The 16,225-nt window shown below is 70.5% G+C and carries 8 protein-coding genes and 1 tRNA gene; 8 read left to right on the top strand and 1 reads right to left on the bottom strand.

Features of this window, described 5'->3' with window-relative positions; translation table 11 throughout:
- Nucleotides 1-93 precede the first annotated feature (93 nt).
- From tmk to ACIOGX_RS11375, 7 genes are all read left to right on the top strand, one after another.
- Nucleotides 94-3,642, top strand: coding sequence for a dTMP kinase (gene tmk / locus ACIOGX_RS11405; RefSeq protein ID WP_401912228.1), 3,549 nt, complete (start codon nucleotides 94-96; stop codon nucleotides 3,640-3,642).
- Between the two features lie 269 nt (nucleotides 3,643-3,911).
- On the top strand, nucleotides 3,912-5,117 hold the full coding sequence (locus ACIOGX_RS11400; RefSeq protein ID WP_401763769.1) for a DNA polymerase III subunit delta': 1,206 nt from the start codon (nucleotides 3,912-3,914) through the stop codon (nucleotides 5,115-5,117).
- Between the two features lie 209 nt (nucleotides 5,118-5,326).
- Nucleotides 5,327-6,886: an alpha/beta hydrolase gene (locus ACIOGX_RS11395; RefSeq protein WP_401763766.1), complete on the top strand. Its 1,560-nt coding sequence runs from the start codon at nucleotides 5,327-5,329 to the stop codon at nucleotides 6,884-6,886.
- Between the two features lie 97 nt (nucleotides 6,887-6,983).
- Nucleotides 6,984-7,057 (top strand) — tRNA-Thr (locus ACIOGX_RS11390).
- A 231-nt stretch (nucleotides 7,058-7,288) separates the two neighbouring features.
- On the top strand, nucleotides 7,289-7,723 hold the full coding sequence (locus ACIOGX_RS11385) for a hypothetical protein (protein ID WP_401912225.1): 435 nt from the start codon (nucleotides 7,289-7,291) through the stop codon (nucleotides 7,721-7,723).
- A 349-nt stretch (nucleotides 7,724-8,072) separates the two neighbouring features.
- On the top strand, nucleotides 8,073-9,317 hold the full coding sequence (locus ACIOGX_RS11380) for a hypothetical protein (protein ID WP_401912222.1): 1,245 nt from the start codon (nucleotides 8,073-8,075) through the stop codon (nucleotides 9,315-9,317).
- On the top strand, nucleotides 9,314-9,898 hold the full coding sequence (locus ACIOGX_RS11375) for a hypothetical protein (protein ID WP_401912219.1): 585 nt from the start codon (nucleotides 9,314-9,316) through the stop codon (nucleotides 9,896-9,898). The genes ACIOGX_RS11380 and ACIOGX_RS11375 overlap by 4 nt, the downstream gene beginning before the upstream one ends.
- 43 nt (nucleotides 9,899-9,941) lie before the next feature.
- On the opposite strand, the gene ACIOGX_RS11370 is transcribed toward ACIOGX_RS11375, so the two are convergent.
- Nucleotides 9,942-11,936, bottom strand: coding sequence for a tetratricopeptide repeat protein (locus tag ACIOGX_RS11370; protein WP_401912216.1), 1,995 nt, complete (start codon nucleotides 11,934-11,936; stop codon nucleotides 9,942-9,944).
- A gap of 731 nt (nucleotides 11,937-12,667) precedes the next feature.
- Between ACIOGX_RS11370 and ACIOGX_RS11365 the strand changes: the two genes are divergently transcribed.
- The gene (locus ACIOGX_RS11365; protein ID WP_401912213.1) at nucleotides 12,668-15,793 is read left to right on the top strand and encodes an AfsR/SARP family transcriptional regulator; all 3,126 of its coding nucleotides are present in this window, start codon (nucleotides 12,668-12,670) and stop codon (nucleotides 15,791-15,793) included.
- Nucleotides 15,794-16,225: the final 432 nt, after the last annotated feature.

Here is a 16,225-nt window from a genome sequence, read left to right as displayed (position 1 = left end):
GGACGGGGGAGCGGGGCGGGGACTTCTCCCTGTCGCCGCTCTCTGTTCGGACGGGGCTCCAGGGTTGTCACCGGCTGCGGATAGGCTGGGCGGATGACGCGAGCCGAGCAGCCAACGGTCGTGAGCCCCACCTCCGACTCCGACGCACTTGCCGCAGACTCACGAGAGCGCGCCGTACGATCTCTGTTGCGCCTTCCACCGCTGCGGCGGCTTTGGGGTGCCCAGTTCGTCGGCGGGATCGGCGACGTACTCGCCGTACTCGTGCTTCTGCTGCTGTCGTTGCAGGCGGCGATCGCCGAGGGCTCGTTCGGTGCTGGATACCGGGGTGTGGCGTTCGCCGTCGCCGCCGTGTTCGGGGCCCGGGTTCTGGCGACGCTGCTGTTCGGGGCGGTGCTCCTGGGACCGCTGACGGCGCTGATCGCGCCCAGCGGCGGGGCCGGGGCCAGGACCAAGACGAAGAAGACGACTGGGGCCGCCGGTGCGGCCGGCGTGGTGGATGCGGCTGGACGCTCCGAGACGCCTGAGGCGTCCGGGGCCACGGCGGTCAAGGGCAAGGCGGCCAAGCCCGCGCGGGACGGTGGCCCATTGGACCGTCGCTGGACGATGATCGTCGCGGACGTACTGCGTCTCGCGCTTCTGATCGTCGCGCCGCTGTGGCTGGACTGGACCCCCGACCGCGCCCTGCCGATCCTCCTCAGCACGGTCTTCGTCGCCGGCGTCGCCGAGCGCTTCTGGACGGTCGCCAAGGAGAGCGCGGCTCCCGCCCTGCTGCCGGCTCCGCCACTGGAGGGCGCGGCGGTACGCCCGCTGCCCGACCATCTCGACGCGCTGCGCCGGCTCTCCCTCCGTACCTCCTTCGCCGCCGTCCCCGTCGCCGCCGCGGCCCTGCTCGTCGCCACGCTGATCGGCAATCTGCTGGGCACGGGCATCGAGTGGTTCTCGCTGCATCAGGCGGCCCTCGGGTCGTATGTCGCGGCCGGGCTGTTCGCCGCGTCGGTGTCGACCCTCTACTTCCTCGAACTGCCCGACGGTCATACGCCCCGCCCGCGTTCCCCGCTCGAAGGGCTGCGCCGGTCCGTGGGCGGTGCGAGCGGCAGGACATCCGGTGGCAAGGCGTCCGGCGGTAAGACATCAGCCGACAGCGGCGACCAGGACGGCGCCGGGAGCAGTGTCGCCGGCGGCCGGGACAAGGGACGTACGGGCGCGGTGCCGCTGCTCGTCCTCGCGTGCGGCGCGATCGCCGGCGCCGTCGCCGCCGCTGTGGGCGTCGCCGTACTCCAGGCCAAGGACCTCGGCGGCGGTCCCGTCGCCTTCGCGCTCCTCGTCCTCGCCCTGGCCGGCGGTACGGGGCTGGGCATCCGCGGCGCCGCGAAGGTGCTGCCCGCGCTGTCCCGCCGTCGGTTGTTCGCGCTGGCGATCGCGGTCACCGGCATAGCGCTGCTCGTCATGGGCCTTGTGCCGGACATGGCGACCGTGCTGTTCCTGGCGCTGTTCGCGGGCTTCACGGCCGGTGTCGCGGCGAATACCGGACACACCCTGATCGACCTGGAGACGGAGGAGTACCGCCGTAGCCGGGTCACCGAACACCTACAGGCTGTGGCCAGGGTCTTTGTCGGGCTCGGTGTGGTCGTCGCTCCCCTCGTCGCGGCGGCCATCGGCCCGCATCGCCTCGCCGGTGGCGACTTCGTCTTCGCGCATGACGGAGCGGCCTTCACGCTGATACTGGTCGGCGCACTGCTGCTGCCCGTGGCGGCCGTCGTCCTCGCCAAGACGGACGACCGGTCCGGTGTGCCGCTGCGCCGCGATCTGCGTGACGCGCTGCGCGGCGGCGCCGACCCGGCGACGGCTCCGGCGGCGACCGGCTTCTTCCTCGCGATAGAAGGCGGCGACGGCGCCGGAAAGTCGACCCAGGTCGAGGCGCTCGCCGACTGGATCAGGGCCAAGGGCCATGAAGTGGTGGTCACGCGCGAGCCGGGCGCCACCCCGGTGGGCAAGCGGCTGCGCTCGATCCTGCTGGATGTGTCGAGTGCCGGTCTGTCGAACCGCGCCGAGGCCCTGCTGTACGCCGCCGACCGGGCCGAGCATGTCGATTCGGTCGTCCGTCCGGCGCTGGAGCGCGGCGCGATCGTCATCTCCGACCGCTACATCGACTCGTCCGTGGCCTACCAGGGCGCGGGCCGTGATCTTTCGCCGACCGAGATCGCCCGTATCTCGCGCTGGGCGACGGACGGACTCGTACCGCATCTGACGGTGCTGCTCGACGTCTCACCGGAGACGGCGCGCGAGCGGTTCACGGAGGCGCCGGACCGGCTGGAGTCCGAGCCCGCGGAGTTCCACCAGCGGGTACGGTCCGGCTTCCTCACCCTCGCCGCCGCCGATCCCACCCGCTATCTGGTGGTGGACGCCGGCCAGGAGCCGGAGTCGGTCACCACGGTCGTACGGCACCGGCTCGACCAGATGCTGCCGCTCTCCGAGGCCGAGGTGAAGGCCCAGGAGGAGGCGCGGAAGGCGGCCATCGAGGAAGCCCGCCGCAGGGCGGAGGAAGAGGCCGCGCGCAGGGCGGAGGAGGAGCGTCTGGAGCGCGAGCGGCAGGCGCAGCTCGCCAAGCTCCGTGCCGAGGAGGAGGAGCGCAAGCGCCGCGAGCTGGAGGAGGCGCGGCAGCGCGAGGCCGAGCGGCAGGCGGAGGAGGCCAGGAAGCGCGCCGAGGAGGCGCGCAAGAAGGCCGAGGAGGAGCGGCAGCGGCGCGAGGCCGAGGAGCGCGCGTACGAGGCGGAGCAGGCGCGCCTCAGGCGGCAGGCCCAGGAAGAGGCCAGGCTCAGGGCGGAGGCCGAGGAGCGCCGCCGTGAGAAGCAGCGCAAGGCGGAGGAGGCGCTGCTCCGGGCCGAGGAGGCGCGGCGGCTCGCGGAGGAGGCGGCCGCGGCTGCCGCGGCGGCTTCGGCCGGGGCCCCGGGGGTCTCTCCGAACGAGATCACGGTCCCCACGCCGTTCCTCAAGAAGCCGGAGATCACGAAGAAGCCGGAGATCGCGCCGGACGAGGTGACGCAGGAGGTACCGGCGGTACGTCCGGCGGATCCGGACGAGACGACCGTCATTCCGCAGGTGCCGGACCCGGATCGGTCCGCTGACCGGGGTACCACGGGCGACCGGGGCGACCGAGGCGACCGGGACGGGCGTGGTGACCGGGGCGACCGGGGCGAGCGTACGGACCGGGGTGACCGGGCTGAGCGTACGGACCGGGCGGCTGACGAGACGACGGTGCTCCCGCCGGTACGGGACGGCGGACACGGTGACGAGCGGGGCGCGGACGGGGCAGGGGGCGGCCGGGACGCTCGCGCGGCCGACGAGACCGCCGTGCTCCCGCCCGTACGGAACTCTGATCCGGCCGACCGGGTGCCGCAGGGCTTCTTCCGGGACGACGCGCGGCCGTCGCCCGCCGAGGGCGGCAACGAGCGCACGCGGGAGCTGCCGCAGGTCAACCCGGAGGCGCATCGGGAGGGTGGTCAGGAACGTACGCCCGAGCGCCCGCGCCGCCGCTCCGACTGGGCGGAGGAGACTCCGCTGGACGACCTTCCGACCCTGGCGGACGAGCTGCTCGGTCCGCATGACGACGGCGACGACGGGGACGGCAGGCGCCGCCGCTAGAGGGACTGTCCCGCGACTGCCGGAGGGCGGGGCGGGAAGGTCGGGTCCGGGCGCGAGGCTGGTTCGGGCCTGGGCTGTCCAGGACCTGGGGCGGGCTGCCGGGCCCGGGGTGGGCGGCTCGGGCCCGGCGGCGGGCTGTCGGACTCGGGCAAGGCGTCGGACTCGGGCGGGGCGCTGGAGTGGGGCCGGGCTGTCAGACCCCGGCCCCACAATGGGATCCGGGGCTCACGTGGGTGGGACCGCACATGGCATGGAGGTGGTGACGGCGCATGACCGTATGGGACGACCTGGTCGGACAGGACCGCGTTCGGGCGACGCTCGCCGCCGCCGCCCGGGACGCGGACGCGCGCGTGACCGCCGAGGCGGCGGGCACCGAGCCGCCGGAGGCGTCGAAGATGACGCACGCCTGGCTGTTCACCGGGCCGCCCGGTTCGGGCCGGTCCACCGCGGCGCGTGCGTTCGCCGCCGCCCTTCAGTGCACGAGCCCTGACCGGGCGCTCGGTGGTGAGCCGGGCTGCGGGTTCTGCGACGGCTGCCACACGAGCCTGATCGGTACGCACGCCGATGTGGACATCATCCGCACCGATCTGCTGTCCATCGGGGTGAAGGAGACCCGCGAGCTGGTCCGCCGCGCCCAGCTCTCGCCGGCCGGCGGGCGCTGGCAGGTCAATGTGCTGGAGGACGCCGACCGCCTCACCGAGGGCGCGGGGAACGTCCTCCTCAAGGGGGTGGAGGAGCCGGCGCCCCGTACGGTCTGGCTGCTCTGCGCGCCCTCCCTGGAGGACGTCCTGCCCACGATCCGTTCGCGCTGCCGCCATCTCGTGCTGCGTACTCCGCCGGTCGAGGCTGTCGCCGATGTGCTGATCCGGCGCGACGGCATCGAACCCGAGGCCGCGCATGCCGCCGCCCACGCGACCCAGGGACATATCGGCCGGGCGCGCCGGCTCGCCACCGACGAACGGGCTCGGGCCCGTCGCGCCACCGTTCTCAAGATGCCGCTGCGTGTGGACGACATCGGAGGCTGCCTCAGGGCGGCGCAGGAGCTGATCGACGCCGCCACGGAGGACGCCAAGCAGGTCGCCGAGGAAGTCGACGTCAAGGAGACCGAGGACATGAAGGCCGCGCTCGGTGCCTCGGCGGGCGGGCGGATGCCGAGGGGCACAGCGGGCGTGATGAAGGAGCTGGCCGACCGCCAGAAGCGCCGTTCCACCCGTACGCAGCGGGACAGCCTGGATCTGGCCCTCACCGATCTGACCGGCTTCTACCGCGATGTGCTGGCCATCCAGCTGGGCTCGCGCGTGGCGCTCGCCAATGGGGACGTACGGGACGCGCTGGACCGGATCGCCCGCGCCTCGACGCCCGAGCGGACGCTGCGCCGGATAGAGGCCATCGTCGCCTGCCGCCAGGCGCTGGACCGCAATGTGGCGCCGCTGCTGGCGGTGGAGGCGATGGCGGTCTCGCTGCGGGCGGGCTGACGGTACGCGACCGCGGACAGCCTGGTCGTACGGGCGGCGGCGATGTCGTACGGGCGGCGATGTCGTACGGGCGGTCGATCGCACAGGAAACCCGGGGATCCGGGGGAATCTCCGGGATCCGGGGAATGCGGGAGTTCCAGGAGATCCGGGAAATCACCCGTACGAGCACCGACAGGCCGCGTACGCGATTCGGCGGCTAGGCTCCCTGAATGGACACCAGGCGCCTGTTCCGTATTACCGCCACCGCGTTCGTGGCGGCCGGTCTGCTGATCTCCGGCTGTAGTTCCGGCAGTTCCTCGTCGGAGGCGTCGACTTCGGATACGGATACGAATTCGGGCTCGGGCGCGGTGTCCATCGACCCCGCCACGCTGAAGAAGTACTACGACCAGAAGCTCAAGTGGCGCGCGTGCGGAGTCCCCGGTTTCGAGTGCGCCACGATGAAGGCACCGCTCGACTACACGAAACCGGACGGCACCCAGATCGATCTGGCCGTCTCGCGCAAGAAGGCCACGGGACCGGGCAAACGCCTCGGTTCCCTCATGGTCAACCCGGGCGGTCCCGGCGGCTCGGCCATCGGCTATCTCCAGGCGTACGCGGGCATCGGCTACCCGGCCCCGGTCCGCGCCCGGTACGACGTGGTGGCCATCGACCCGCGCGGCGTGGCGCGCAGCGAGCCCGTCGAGTGCCTCACGGGCAAGGAGATGGACGCGTACACGCAGGTCGACACGACGCCCGACGACCAGGCCGAGACCGCGAAGCTGGCCGCGTCCTTCAAGAAGTTCGCCCAGGGCTGCGCGAAGCGCTCCGGCGCGATCCTCCCGCATGTGTCCACGGTCGAGGCGGCCCGTGACATGGACATCTTCCGTACCGCGCTGGGTGACCAGAAGCTCTCGTACGTCGGGGCGTCGTACGGCACGTTCCTGGGCGCGACGTACGCGGAACTGTTCCCGAAGCGCACCGGCCGCCTCGTCCTCGACGGCGCGATGGACCCGTCCCTCCCGGCCCGTGAGCTGAACCGTGACCAGACCGCGGGCTTCGAGACGGCCTTCCGGTCCTTCGCCGAGGACTGCGTCAAACAGCCCGACTGTCCCCTCGGCATGAAGTCCGCGGCCGACGTCTCGAACCGTATGAAGACCTTCTTCACCACACTGGACGCCAAGCCCGTCCCGACCGGCGAGAGCCGCCCGCTGGGCGAGTCCCTCGCCACGACCGGCGTGATCGCCGCGATGTACGACGAGTCCGCCTGGCCCCAGCTCCGCCAGGCCCTCGGCGACGCGATGAAGGGTGACGGCGCGGCCCTGCTCTCCCTCGCCGACTCGTACTACGAGCGCGACAGCGGGGGCTCGTACGCCAACCTGATGTACGCCAACTCCGCGGTGAACTGCCTGGATCTCCCGCCGGCCTTCGACGGCCCCGAAGCGGTCACGCAAGCGCTCCCCTCGTTCGAACAGGCCTCCCCGGTCTTCGGCAGGGGCCTGGCCTGGGCCTCCCTGAACTGCACCTACTGGCCCACCAAGGCCACCGGCACCCCCCACCGCATCGAGGCGCGGGGCGCGGCCCCGATCGTCGTGGTCGGCACCACCCGCGACCCGGCGACCCCGTACAAGTGGGCCCGGTCCCTGGCCGCCCAGCTCTCCTCCGGCACTCTCCTCACCTACAACGGCGACGGCCACACGGCCTACGGCCGCGGCAGCGACTGCATCGACACGGCGATCAACACCTACCTCCTGGAGGGCACGCCCCCGGCGGACGGCAAGAAGTGCTCCTGACCTGCGGGAAGAGCCCCACAGGAGGGGTGTGCGGAGCACCCTCCAAAACTGTGTAGACTTGGCCGCGCTGCTGATCGCACCATGGTGCGGAAGGCACGCCGCCTTAGCTCAGTTGGCCAGAGCAACGCACTCGTAATGCGTAGGTCTCGGGTTCGAATCCCGAAGGCGGCTCAGTCCCTGACCAGGGAAAATGGTGTGAAAGAAGGCCCCTGCGAAGATCGCGGGGGCCTTCTGCGTGAGCGAATGGGAATGGCTCGGTGCGAGGGCCGGGTCGGCGGCGCGGGTGGTTGCTCCTTCTGATTCGTTGGGCTCCGGATCGAGGTGGCGGGGTGTGTTGGCGCGCTGTGGTTGTTCGGTGTCAGGGGGTAGGGTTACTGGCCCGGCCGAGGCGAAGGGGGTTCGGTGGAAGCGGAGTTGATGGCGCTCGCCGCCGCGGGCGCTACGGCGGTCGTTCAGCAGATGGCGACGGATTCGTGGGCGCAGGCTCGGGATCGTATCGTTTCGTTCTTTTCGCACCGTGGCGGTGAGGAAGACGTGATCGAGGGGGAACTGGAGACCTCGCGCGGGGAATTGACGCTGGTCGCGGGGGCCGTCGATGAGCAGGTGGCCTTGGATGTCGAGGCGGAGTGGCGGGCGCGATTGAGGCGCGCTCTGGTGGCCGATCCGGGTGCCGCTTCCGAGTTGCGGGCCATCCTCGATGAACTGGCGCCCGGTGGGGGCGGTCAGCGGGTCGCGGATGTCCACAATGTGGTCAGCGGGGGTACGCAGCACGGTCCGGTGGTTCAGGCCGGCAATGTGGGGTCGCTCAGTTTCGGGACACCTGCCGCTCCGGAATGAAGCGGGTGTCCGGCGGCGCCTCACCGGTGCGGTGGGACCGCGTTCCACCACGTCCCGCGGCGCACGCACCACTCCAGGGAGAGTGCGGGGGCCCACTCACCCCCCCGGATCGGCCGAACGGTCGATGCCCCGGCGCCGGCCCCCCGGCCCCCGGGCGCGATGCCCCGGCCCCCGGCGCGACGCCCCTGTCCCCGGCCGCCGACGTTGGATGAACCGGGTGAAAAGGTCCTCGATCGTGGTGGGGCGCGGCCGGACAAGGTGGCTGCAAGGGGGCTGCAAGGAAAGCGTCGTGTGCCCCGGGCACCCCTCTGTCGACTGCTGAACGCAGCGACAAGCATGGGGGAGTGTTGTGTCTGTCGAAACCACGAAACCGGCGCTGATCGAACAAGGTCGGTGGCTGACCGTACAGGACTGCAAGCGGTTCCTGGTCGTCGCTCACACCGTGACGTTCGCACAGCGTCTGCGCGAGGTCTTCTGCCTGCTGGAGGCCGACTTCCGTATCCAGGTGGTCTTCACCGCCCCGCCGCACGCCTTCGGGGAGGGTGTCTCGCGGTATCTGGAGAGCCTGGGCATCGCCACCGTGCCCTGGGAGGAGGCCCGGCGGGCCGAGTTCGACCTGGCGCTGGCCGCCGGGTCCCGGGGGGTGCACGAGTTGAGGGCTCCGGTCGTACGCATCTCGCACGGGGCCGGTCACATCAAACTGCTCACCGACACCTCCTCCCTGAAACCGGGGGAGACGCGGTCGCCCGGGATGCTGAGCCGTCAGCATCTTCTGCACGAGGGACGGGTGGGCCCGGCAGCGATCGTCTACGCGCACGAACGCGATGTGGAGGAACTGGCGCGATCCTGCCCCGAGGCGCTTCCGGTCGCCCATGTGGTGGGGGATCCCTGTGTCGACCGCATCCTCGCCGGGAGGTCCCGGCGCGAGCAGTACCGCGAGGCACTGGGGCTGGAAGCGGGGCAGCGGCTTGTGATCGTCCCCTCGACGTGGGGGCCCACCTCCACCTTCGGACGGCTCGACACCCTGCTGCCGCAGCTGCTGAGCCAGCTTCCCGGGCGTGACTACCGGGTCGCCCTGCTGCTCCATCCGAATGTGTTCGCCGGCCACGGGGGCTGGCAGGTGCAGAGCTGGCTGGCCGGCTGCCGCGGCCGGGGGATCGCGGTCGTGCCCCCGGAAGCGGACTGGCTGGCGCCGCTGATCGCCGCCGACTGCATCATCGGTGACCACGGGTCGCTCACGGCGTACGGAACCCTCACGGACGCCGCCATGCTGCTCACGCCCGGACCGAGGCGCGAGATCTCGGCCTCCTCGCCCGCGGCGCTCCTGGCCGCTCAGGCTCCGGTGATCTCTCCCGCGTATCCGCTGGACGAGCAGGTGCGCTACGCCGCGGAGCGGCATCGTCCGGGGCAGTACGAGCAGGTGGCCTCCCTGCTGTCCTCGGCGCCCGGCCAGTTCCACCGGCGGATGCGCACGGTCATCTACCGTCTGCTGAAGCTGGGGGAACCGGCCTGGGCGCCGCTCGTTCCGCCCTTGCCCCTGCCACCGCCGCTGGAACAGTGGGAGGCCGTCGACCCGTGGGCGGTGCGGCGATGAGCCGGCGTGCGGTACCGGACGCCGCGTGGTGCGCGGTGCGGTTCGGTGTCCGGCATACGTCCACCGACGCCTGTTCGGATCGTCGCCGTACCGGCCTGGTCACCGTCTCGGCGTCCATCAGCTGGAGGTCGGCGACCGCGCACGGTCTGGTCGCCGTCCGGCTCGACGCGGCGCCGGAAGCGGCGGGGAGCCGTCCGTACCCGTCGGGTCATGGTCCGTGCGACCTGCATCTCTGGGTGAACCCGGACGCTCCGGGGGAAGCGGACCGGGTGGAGCACGCCGATGTGCTCGTGTCCCGGACGCCGTTGCCACCGCGGGCGGCACGCCATCGCGCGAACGAACTGATCGCGCGCCATCCGGGCTGCCTCGTCGCCGCCGTGCCCGACTCCGAGAACGGGTGCGTCCTCGGAACACGGCGCGGCGGGGGCGTCGTCATCCCGGCGTGGCCGGCAGAGGACGGGGCGTGGTGTCCGGCTCCGCCGCATGCCGTGGCCGCGGTGGTGCACGCCTGGCTGGTGGCCGGAGAGCCGTTGGAATCGCTCCGGTCCGTCCGCCTGTGTGAGCGGGACGGTCGTTTCTGACCGACGACGGCGGGGGGCACGGAGAACCCGGCTGCGGCAGCGCTCACAGCTGCCGCAGCCGGTCGTCGAGGCGCTGCGCTTCAGCCGGGTCCAGCCGCTGGAAGAGGTCCTGGGCGGCCTCGTAGCACCGGCGCGCCTCCGCCACGTCGCCCTGCCGCTCGGCGGCCTGTCCGAGCCATTCCAGGGAACGCCCCTGCCAGTGCCCGGACTGGGCGTCGGGTCCCCGGAACATCTCCAGGGCCTCGCGCAGCCGTCGGATTCCCGCTTCGTGGTCCCCGTCGCGGTCCAGGACATGGCCGAGGAGGGCCAGGGCGCGGGCCGCTTCGTAGGCTTCCCCCTGGGACTCCAGTTCGGCATGGGCCCGGGTCAGATGCCGGGCGGCCGTACGGTGATCACCGGTCGCCGAGGCGGTCTCGCCGAGACGTCTTCTGGAGAGCGCGGCACCGCGCCGGTAGCCGATCGACTCGCGGAGGCGCAGGGCCTGTTCGAAGTGCGCACGCGCCTCGTCGAAGCGCGAGGTGAGCAGTTCGATGTGCCCCAGTCCGTGCACGGCCTGTGCCTGTTGCCGGAGGTCACCGTCGGAGGTGGCGTGCTCCAGCGCCTGGACGTACCAGTCGGCGGCCTCCTCGTACCGCCCGGCGTTGCGCAGGCCGATGGCGCCCGAGGTCAGCATGCGGCCCTCGCCGTCCCTGGAGCCGCTCGCGCGTGCCGCCAAGAGGCCCGTGTGGTGCGCCTCGACCCACATCTCGGAGGGGCGCAATCGCAGGAAAAGGGGCCACATGGCGTCCACCAGCCACCAGCAGGTGCTGTGCCATCCCGCGTCGGCACAGTGCCGTACCGCGGCCATGAGCCCGTTGCGGTGTGTATCCAACCAGGCCAGCGCCTCGGCCGGGTTCGCGAGCGGAGTGGGCAGGACGGGCGAAGGGGGGAGTTCGCGCGTCGGCATACGGTGGCTGGGGGTGAGGATCTCCTCCGCCCTCGTCGCGGTGATCAGACACCAGTCGACGAAGCGGTGCAGTACGTGCTCACGCTGGGAATCGCTCTCCTCCGCATCGCCGCGCCGGCGGGCGTGGGGGCGAACGAGATCGTGGAAGCGGTAGACCCCCGGGCTCGTCTCCTCCAGGAGGTTGGCCTCCAGCAGGGCGCCGACGGCCATGTCCACGGCGTCCGTCCCGGCCGTACGGGTGGTGCCGTCGGTCGCTTCGTCACCGCCGATCGCGGTGAGCATGAAGAGGTCGTAGCGCTCCGTGGGCAGGAGCCCCATCCGCCGGTAGAGCGTCGCGCTCTCACGGGGCAGCAGACCGTACGACATGTCCAGTGCGGAGCGCACCACGGCTTCTCCATCGACACGCAGGGCGTCGAGCGGTCCCTGATCCTGGGACAGGCTCTCGGCGAGGGCGGATACGGAACGGTGGGGGCGGAGCACGAGCTGGGCGGCGGCCAGGCAGACCGCGAGGGGCAGACAGGCGCACAGGGTGACCACCTCGCGTGCCGCAGCCGGATCCTGTGCGACGCGCCCGCCGCCACCGCCGACGGCCAGCAGTTCGACGGCCGATTCCGGCGTGAGGGCGCCGAGCCGGTGTATGGCCGCACCGTCGGCGAGCAGCCCGGTGAGGTGGTTTCTGCTGGTCACCACCGTGAGCCCGGTGGGCGTGCCGAGCAGCAGGGGCCGCACCTGCGCCGCGGTGAACGCGTTGTCCAGGAGAACGGCCAGTCGCAGTCCCGAGGTCAGCGAGCGCCACAGCGCTATCCGTTGCGCGGTGTCCGCGGGTACGGAGGGCGCTCCGAGCGCGTACAGGAAGCCTTCCAGGACGGTGGCGGCGGGGACCGGACCGCCGGTTCCTTCGTCGGCATGACCGCCCAGGTCGGCGTACAACTGTCCGTCGGGAAAGCTGCTCGCGTTCTCGTGCAGCCAGCGTGAGACGAGTGTGGTCTTTCCGATGCCGGGGAACCCGCTGACGACCAGGAGCTGGGGTGCCTGCGCCGGACGCTGGGCGCGCAGGGCGTCGAGGGCTCGCACATCTTCTTCACGGTCCACCAACGCCCTCCGCAGCGGGGGAAGCTGGCGGGGAACGGGCGGCCGGGGCACGTCCTCGCGGGCCGGCTGGTGAAAGTGGATGCCGCCCTGGACGTCGCGGGCCTGTACGACCGGACCATGGAGAACGGCGGCGCCGGCGATCGTGTTCGTGTGCGTCGTCCGTTGGTCCGTGGGCGGGGAGTGACGTCGTAACCAGTCACTCACGGCGGCGTCGGTGCCGTGGTCGCGCGCGGCCAACGTGATGAGTGCCAGGGCGAGTTGTCTCCACAACGAAGCGGCTCCGGCATTGTCTGCCGCTTCTTCCGGTTCTGTGGGGACCGCGGGGGAATCTCTTTCCCGTGTGACGCGGAGCCATAAACGCGCCACCGTCAGATCTGTCTCGGCCACCGCTTCCGCGACGGCGGCCAATTCCCGCCATGCGGCGGATTCCCGGTCGGTATCGCACGCGACCATGGCCGACAACAGCGCTCCGCTTCGGTCGGATTCCGGTAATGGCACCTCTGTAGCCCCCCTTCGGCACGGTAACGATCATGCCAGCAGCATATGCAGCGGGAATGCCTCGTCATCAGCCAGCTAGGGAGTCCTTCCCCATCTGACACCGGGGATGAACAGATTCGTTCAGCCGTAAGTCAGTTTCGGACTTCAAAGAGGCCCATATAGCCAGGTGGGGGGCCTCCGTGGCACGCTCGGATACCCGGCCTGTAGCGGGCCGGACCGGCGGGAGGACGCTGGTGGAGTTCGAGATTCGACTTTCAGGATCGGTCGAAGTACGGGCCGCCGGCCGACGCAAAGAGCTCGGTTCCATCAAAACCCGGCTGGCGTTCGCCGCGCTCGCCTGGGACGCCAGTCGCACCGTGAGCGTGGATACGCTGATTCACCGGATCTGGGACGACGATCCGCCGGGTAAGGCCAGGGACGCGCTGTACGTGCACATATCGCGTATCCGTAAAGCCTTGGAGAGTGTCGCCGGGAGCGACGCACCGGCTGTCGACAGCCGTACGAACTCCTATGTGATGAACGTCGATCCGGACCGAGTGGACCTGCGCCGCTATACCAGCTGTGTCGACCAGGCCCGCTCCTTGAAGGACAGCGACGACGAGGGAGAGGCCCTCCGTCTGCTCGACCACGCGGAGAGCCTCTGGCGCGGGGAACCGCTGGCCGGGATCACGGCCTACTGGGCCGGTCAACTCCGCCTCACCATCGGCGAGAGAAGCCTCATCGCCGCCATGGTGCGCGCCGAAATCCTCATGGCGGCGGGGAAGTTCGCCGACGCCGTACCCGTGCTGCTGCCCCTGGCAGAGGAGCACCCCGTCGACGAAGCACTCGTCGAACAACTCGCTCTCGCCCTGTACGGCAGCAGGCGCGCGGCCGAGGCGACCAAGCTGTTGCAGAGGACGCGCCAGCGCGTGGTCCGTGACGTCGGCCTCGACGCGAGCCGGCGGCTGCGCCAGGTCCATCAGGGGATCATCTCGGAGACGCCCGTGGCGGCGTTGCTGGAGCAGGCGGGCATCGGCCGGCGCACGGTCTCGCGACCGACGGGGACGATTCCGGACAACGTACCGCGGGATATTCCGTGGGTCGGCCGGCGTGACGAGCTGCGGCGGCTGACAGCGGCGCTCTCCGAGACGAGTGGACCCTCCTCCGGCGGCTCCGCGCCGGTCGTCACCATCGAGGCGATCGACGGCATGGGCGGCGTCGGCAAGACGTCGATGGCCGTGCACCTCGCGCATCAGCTGCGCGACCTGTTCCCGGCAGGCCGGATCTATCTGCATCTGCACGGGCACGCCGACGACCGCCCGCCGCTGAGCGCGGCCCACGCGCTCGGCGAACTGCTGCGCCTGCTCGGTACGCCTCCGAAGGAACTCCCGCAGGGCCTGGCCGAGTTGGTCGCTCTCTGGCGCACCACGGTGAGAGACCGCCGCATGCTCGTCATCCTGGACGATGCCGCCGGCCCCGCGCAGGTCCGCCCCTTGCTTCCCGGCGCGTCCCCGACCGCGGTCATCGTGACGAGCCGGCAGCGGCTGCCCGGTCTGCCCGGTGTGCGGCCCGTCTCCCTCGACGTGCTGCCCCGCGAGGACGCCATCGCGCTCTTCAACCAGCGGCTCGGCGCGCGGCGCGCCGCCCGGGAGGCCGACACCGCGGAAATAGTCCGCATCTGCGGATATCTCCCGCTCGCTGTGGATGTCCTGGCAAGCCGTCTGCTGGCCCGGCCTTCGTGGACCCCGTCCGACCTGCTCAAGCAACTGACCGATGGTGGCGGAAAGCTTTCCCAATTGCGCGACGGTGAGCGGAATGTTTCACATGTCTTCGCGGCTTCCTATCGATGGCTGACGCCCTTGCAGCGGCTCGTCTTCCGCCGTATCGGACTCCATTTCGGATTGGAGTTCGGTCCCCACGCGGTGGCGGCACTTGCGGGACTGTCCTTCGAGGCGACCGAGGACGCTTTGGAAGAGCTCCTGGCTCACCACCTTATTTTCGAGCGGTCACCGCACCGATTTACCATGCATGATCTTCTGCGCGTGTACGCCCGTACGCTGATCGATGAAGGTTCCGATTCGGGCGGGGCGGAATTCGACCGGGGCACAGAAGCCGACCGGGACACCGAAAGCGACTCCGATCAGGCACTTCGCCGTCTGGTGGATCATTACATGAGTGTCGCGGACCGGGCCGACCGGCTGGCCTACCGCGTCCGCTCACGCATCCCCGTCGGAGATCGTCCCCCCACCGCATGGCCCGAGATCGCCGACGCGCGGGCGGCGGAGCGGTGGCTGATCGCCGAAGGCGCCAACCTGATGGCCGCGCTCGACTGGACGCGCCGACATGGGTCGGAAAGTCAACTGGCGCTGTTCGTCCATGTGTTGGCGGGCTATTGGAACGTGGAGGGGCATCTGGTCACGGCCGAACCGCTGTTGCGCCGAGCGGTCGCCCACTGGCGTGCCGTCGGTGATGACGCGGCGCGGGGGCGAGCCCTGCTCGACCTGAGCGCGCTGTGCTCGCAGAGCGGTCAGTACGAGGAGGCGCACTCGACCGCGAACGAAGCCCTGGGGATCGCACGGTCCCTGAATGATTCGGAGCTGGAGAGCGAGTCGATTCACCAGCTGTCGCTTCCGTTGTGGCACACCGGCCAGTACGTGCTGGCCCAGACCCTTCAAGAGCGATCTCTTGCTTTGCGTATGCAATTCAATGACGGGTTCCAGATAGCGCGTAGCCACAACTTGCTCGGAATCACCCATCTTCAGCTGGGGCGGCATCAGGAAGCGATTGATTGCTTTTTGCTCGCCCTTTCCGGATTCGCCGATGCCGGAGATGACAGAGGAAGATATCGCACGCTGAACAACATAGCGGAGCTGTACCAGAAGATCGGTAATCTGGAATCCGCCGAGCGCGCTTATCGAGAAGCGATCGACGTCTCCAGCGATATGGGCGGAAAGGGTGATCGGGCCACCCTTCAGATGAATCTCGCGAGCGTGCTGACGGCGCTCGGGAAGATCGACGAAGCCCTCACTCTCTATGGGGGTGCGCTGGTGGCCCTGCGTGCCGTCGAGGACGCGCGGGGCGAGGGGATCGCGCTCAACGGGACCGGCAGGGCCCATCGTGCGGCCGGTCGCGGCGAACAGGCCCTGGCGAAGCACATCGCCGCCCTCGCGGTCATGCGGCGCATCCAAGCCGCAGGTGAGGAAGCCGGGGTGTTGTACGACCTGGCGCAGGCGGAGCAGGACACGGGGCGGCTGGACCAGGCCGCGGCGCATCTGGAGGAGAGCCTCGCCATCAGTCGCAGGCTCGGCGCCCGGAGCGACGAGGAGCGGGCCGCGCGGGCGCTGGCCGGGCTGCGGCGGCTGAGGGGCTACGGGAACTAGCGGGCCGGCGCCCGAAGGGTAATTTATGCCTTTGGCATATGCGCTCCGGTAGCGGGTTTCCGGCTGTCCCCGCAGGTGCGGCGGGGGAGGGGCGGCGGACGCGAGTGGCTGCCGGACCGGTATAGAGTGATCGTCAGTCGATGGCGACGGCATCGCGACTCTGCGGAAATTCGCCTCATCTCCCCATGTGCTTCAAGGCTCAAGAAAAATTAAGGGGTTGCTTTAGTGTCACGTAACGGAACGACTGGTTCCGGTACCCGTATCCGCTCCGTAGCTCGCCGTACGTTTGGGTTGCTCTTGCTAACGATGGTCTGTATGCCGTACGTCGTCAGGGTCGTGGAGTTCATGTCGCAGTCGGGGACTATCTGACGGAACCAGAAAGGTGCTGGACCGCGAACGCGGTCCAGCACCTTTTGTGTGGGGATGACGAGT

The sequence above is a fragment of the Streptomyces sp. NPDC088147 genome, from assembly GCF_044741565.1.
In the GTDB taxonomy this organism is placed as follows: domain Bacteria; phylum Actinomycetota; class Actinomycetes; order Streptomycetales; family Streptomycetaceae; genus Streptomyces.
This window is presented reverse-complemented; position numbering and strand designations above follow the sequence as displayed.

Excerpts from the sequence above, each read along its gene's own strand:
- ACIOGX_RS11400 (WP_401763769.1), top strand. The coding sequence starts at position 3,912 with ATGACCGTATGGGACGACCTGGTCGGACAGGACCGCGTTCGGGCGACG.
- tmk (WP_401912228.1), top strand. The coding sequence starts at position 94 with ATGACGCGAGCCGAGCAGCCAACGGTCGTGAGCCCCACCTCCGACTCC.
- ACIOGX_RS11375 (WP_401912219.1), top strand. The coding sequence starts at position 9,314 with ATGAGCCGGCGTGCGGTACCGGACGCCGCGTGGTGCGCGGTGCGGTTC.
- ACIOGX_RS11395 (WP_401763766.1), top strand. The coding sequence starts at position 5,327 with ATGGACACCAGGCGCCTGTTCCGTATTACCGCCACCGCGTTCGTGGCG.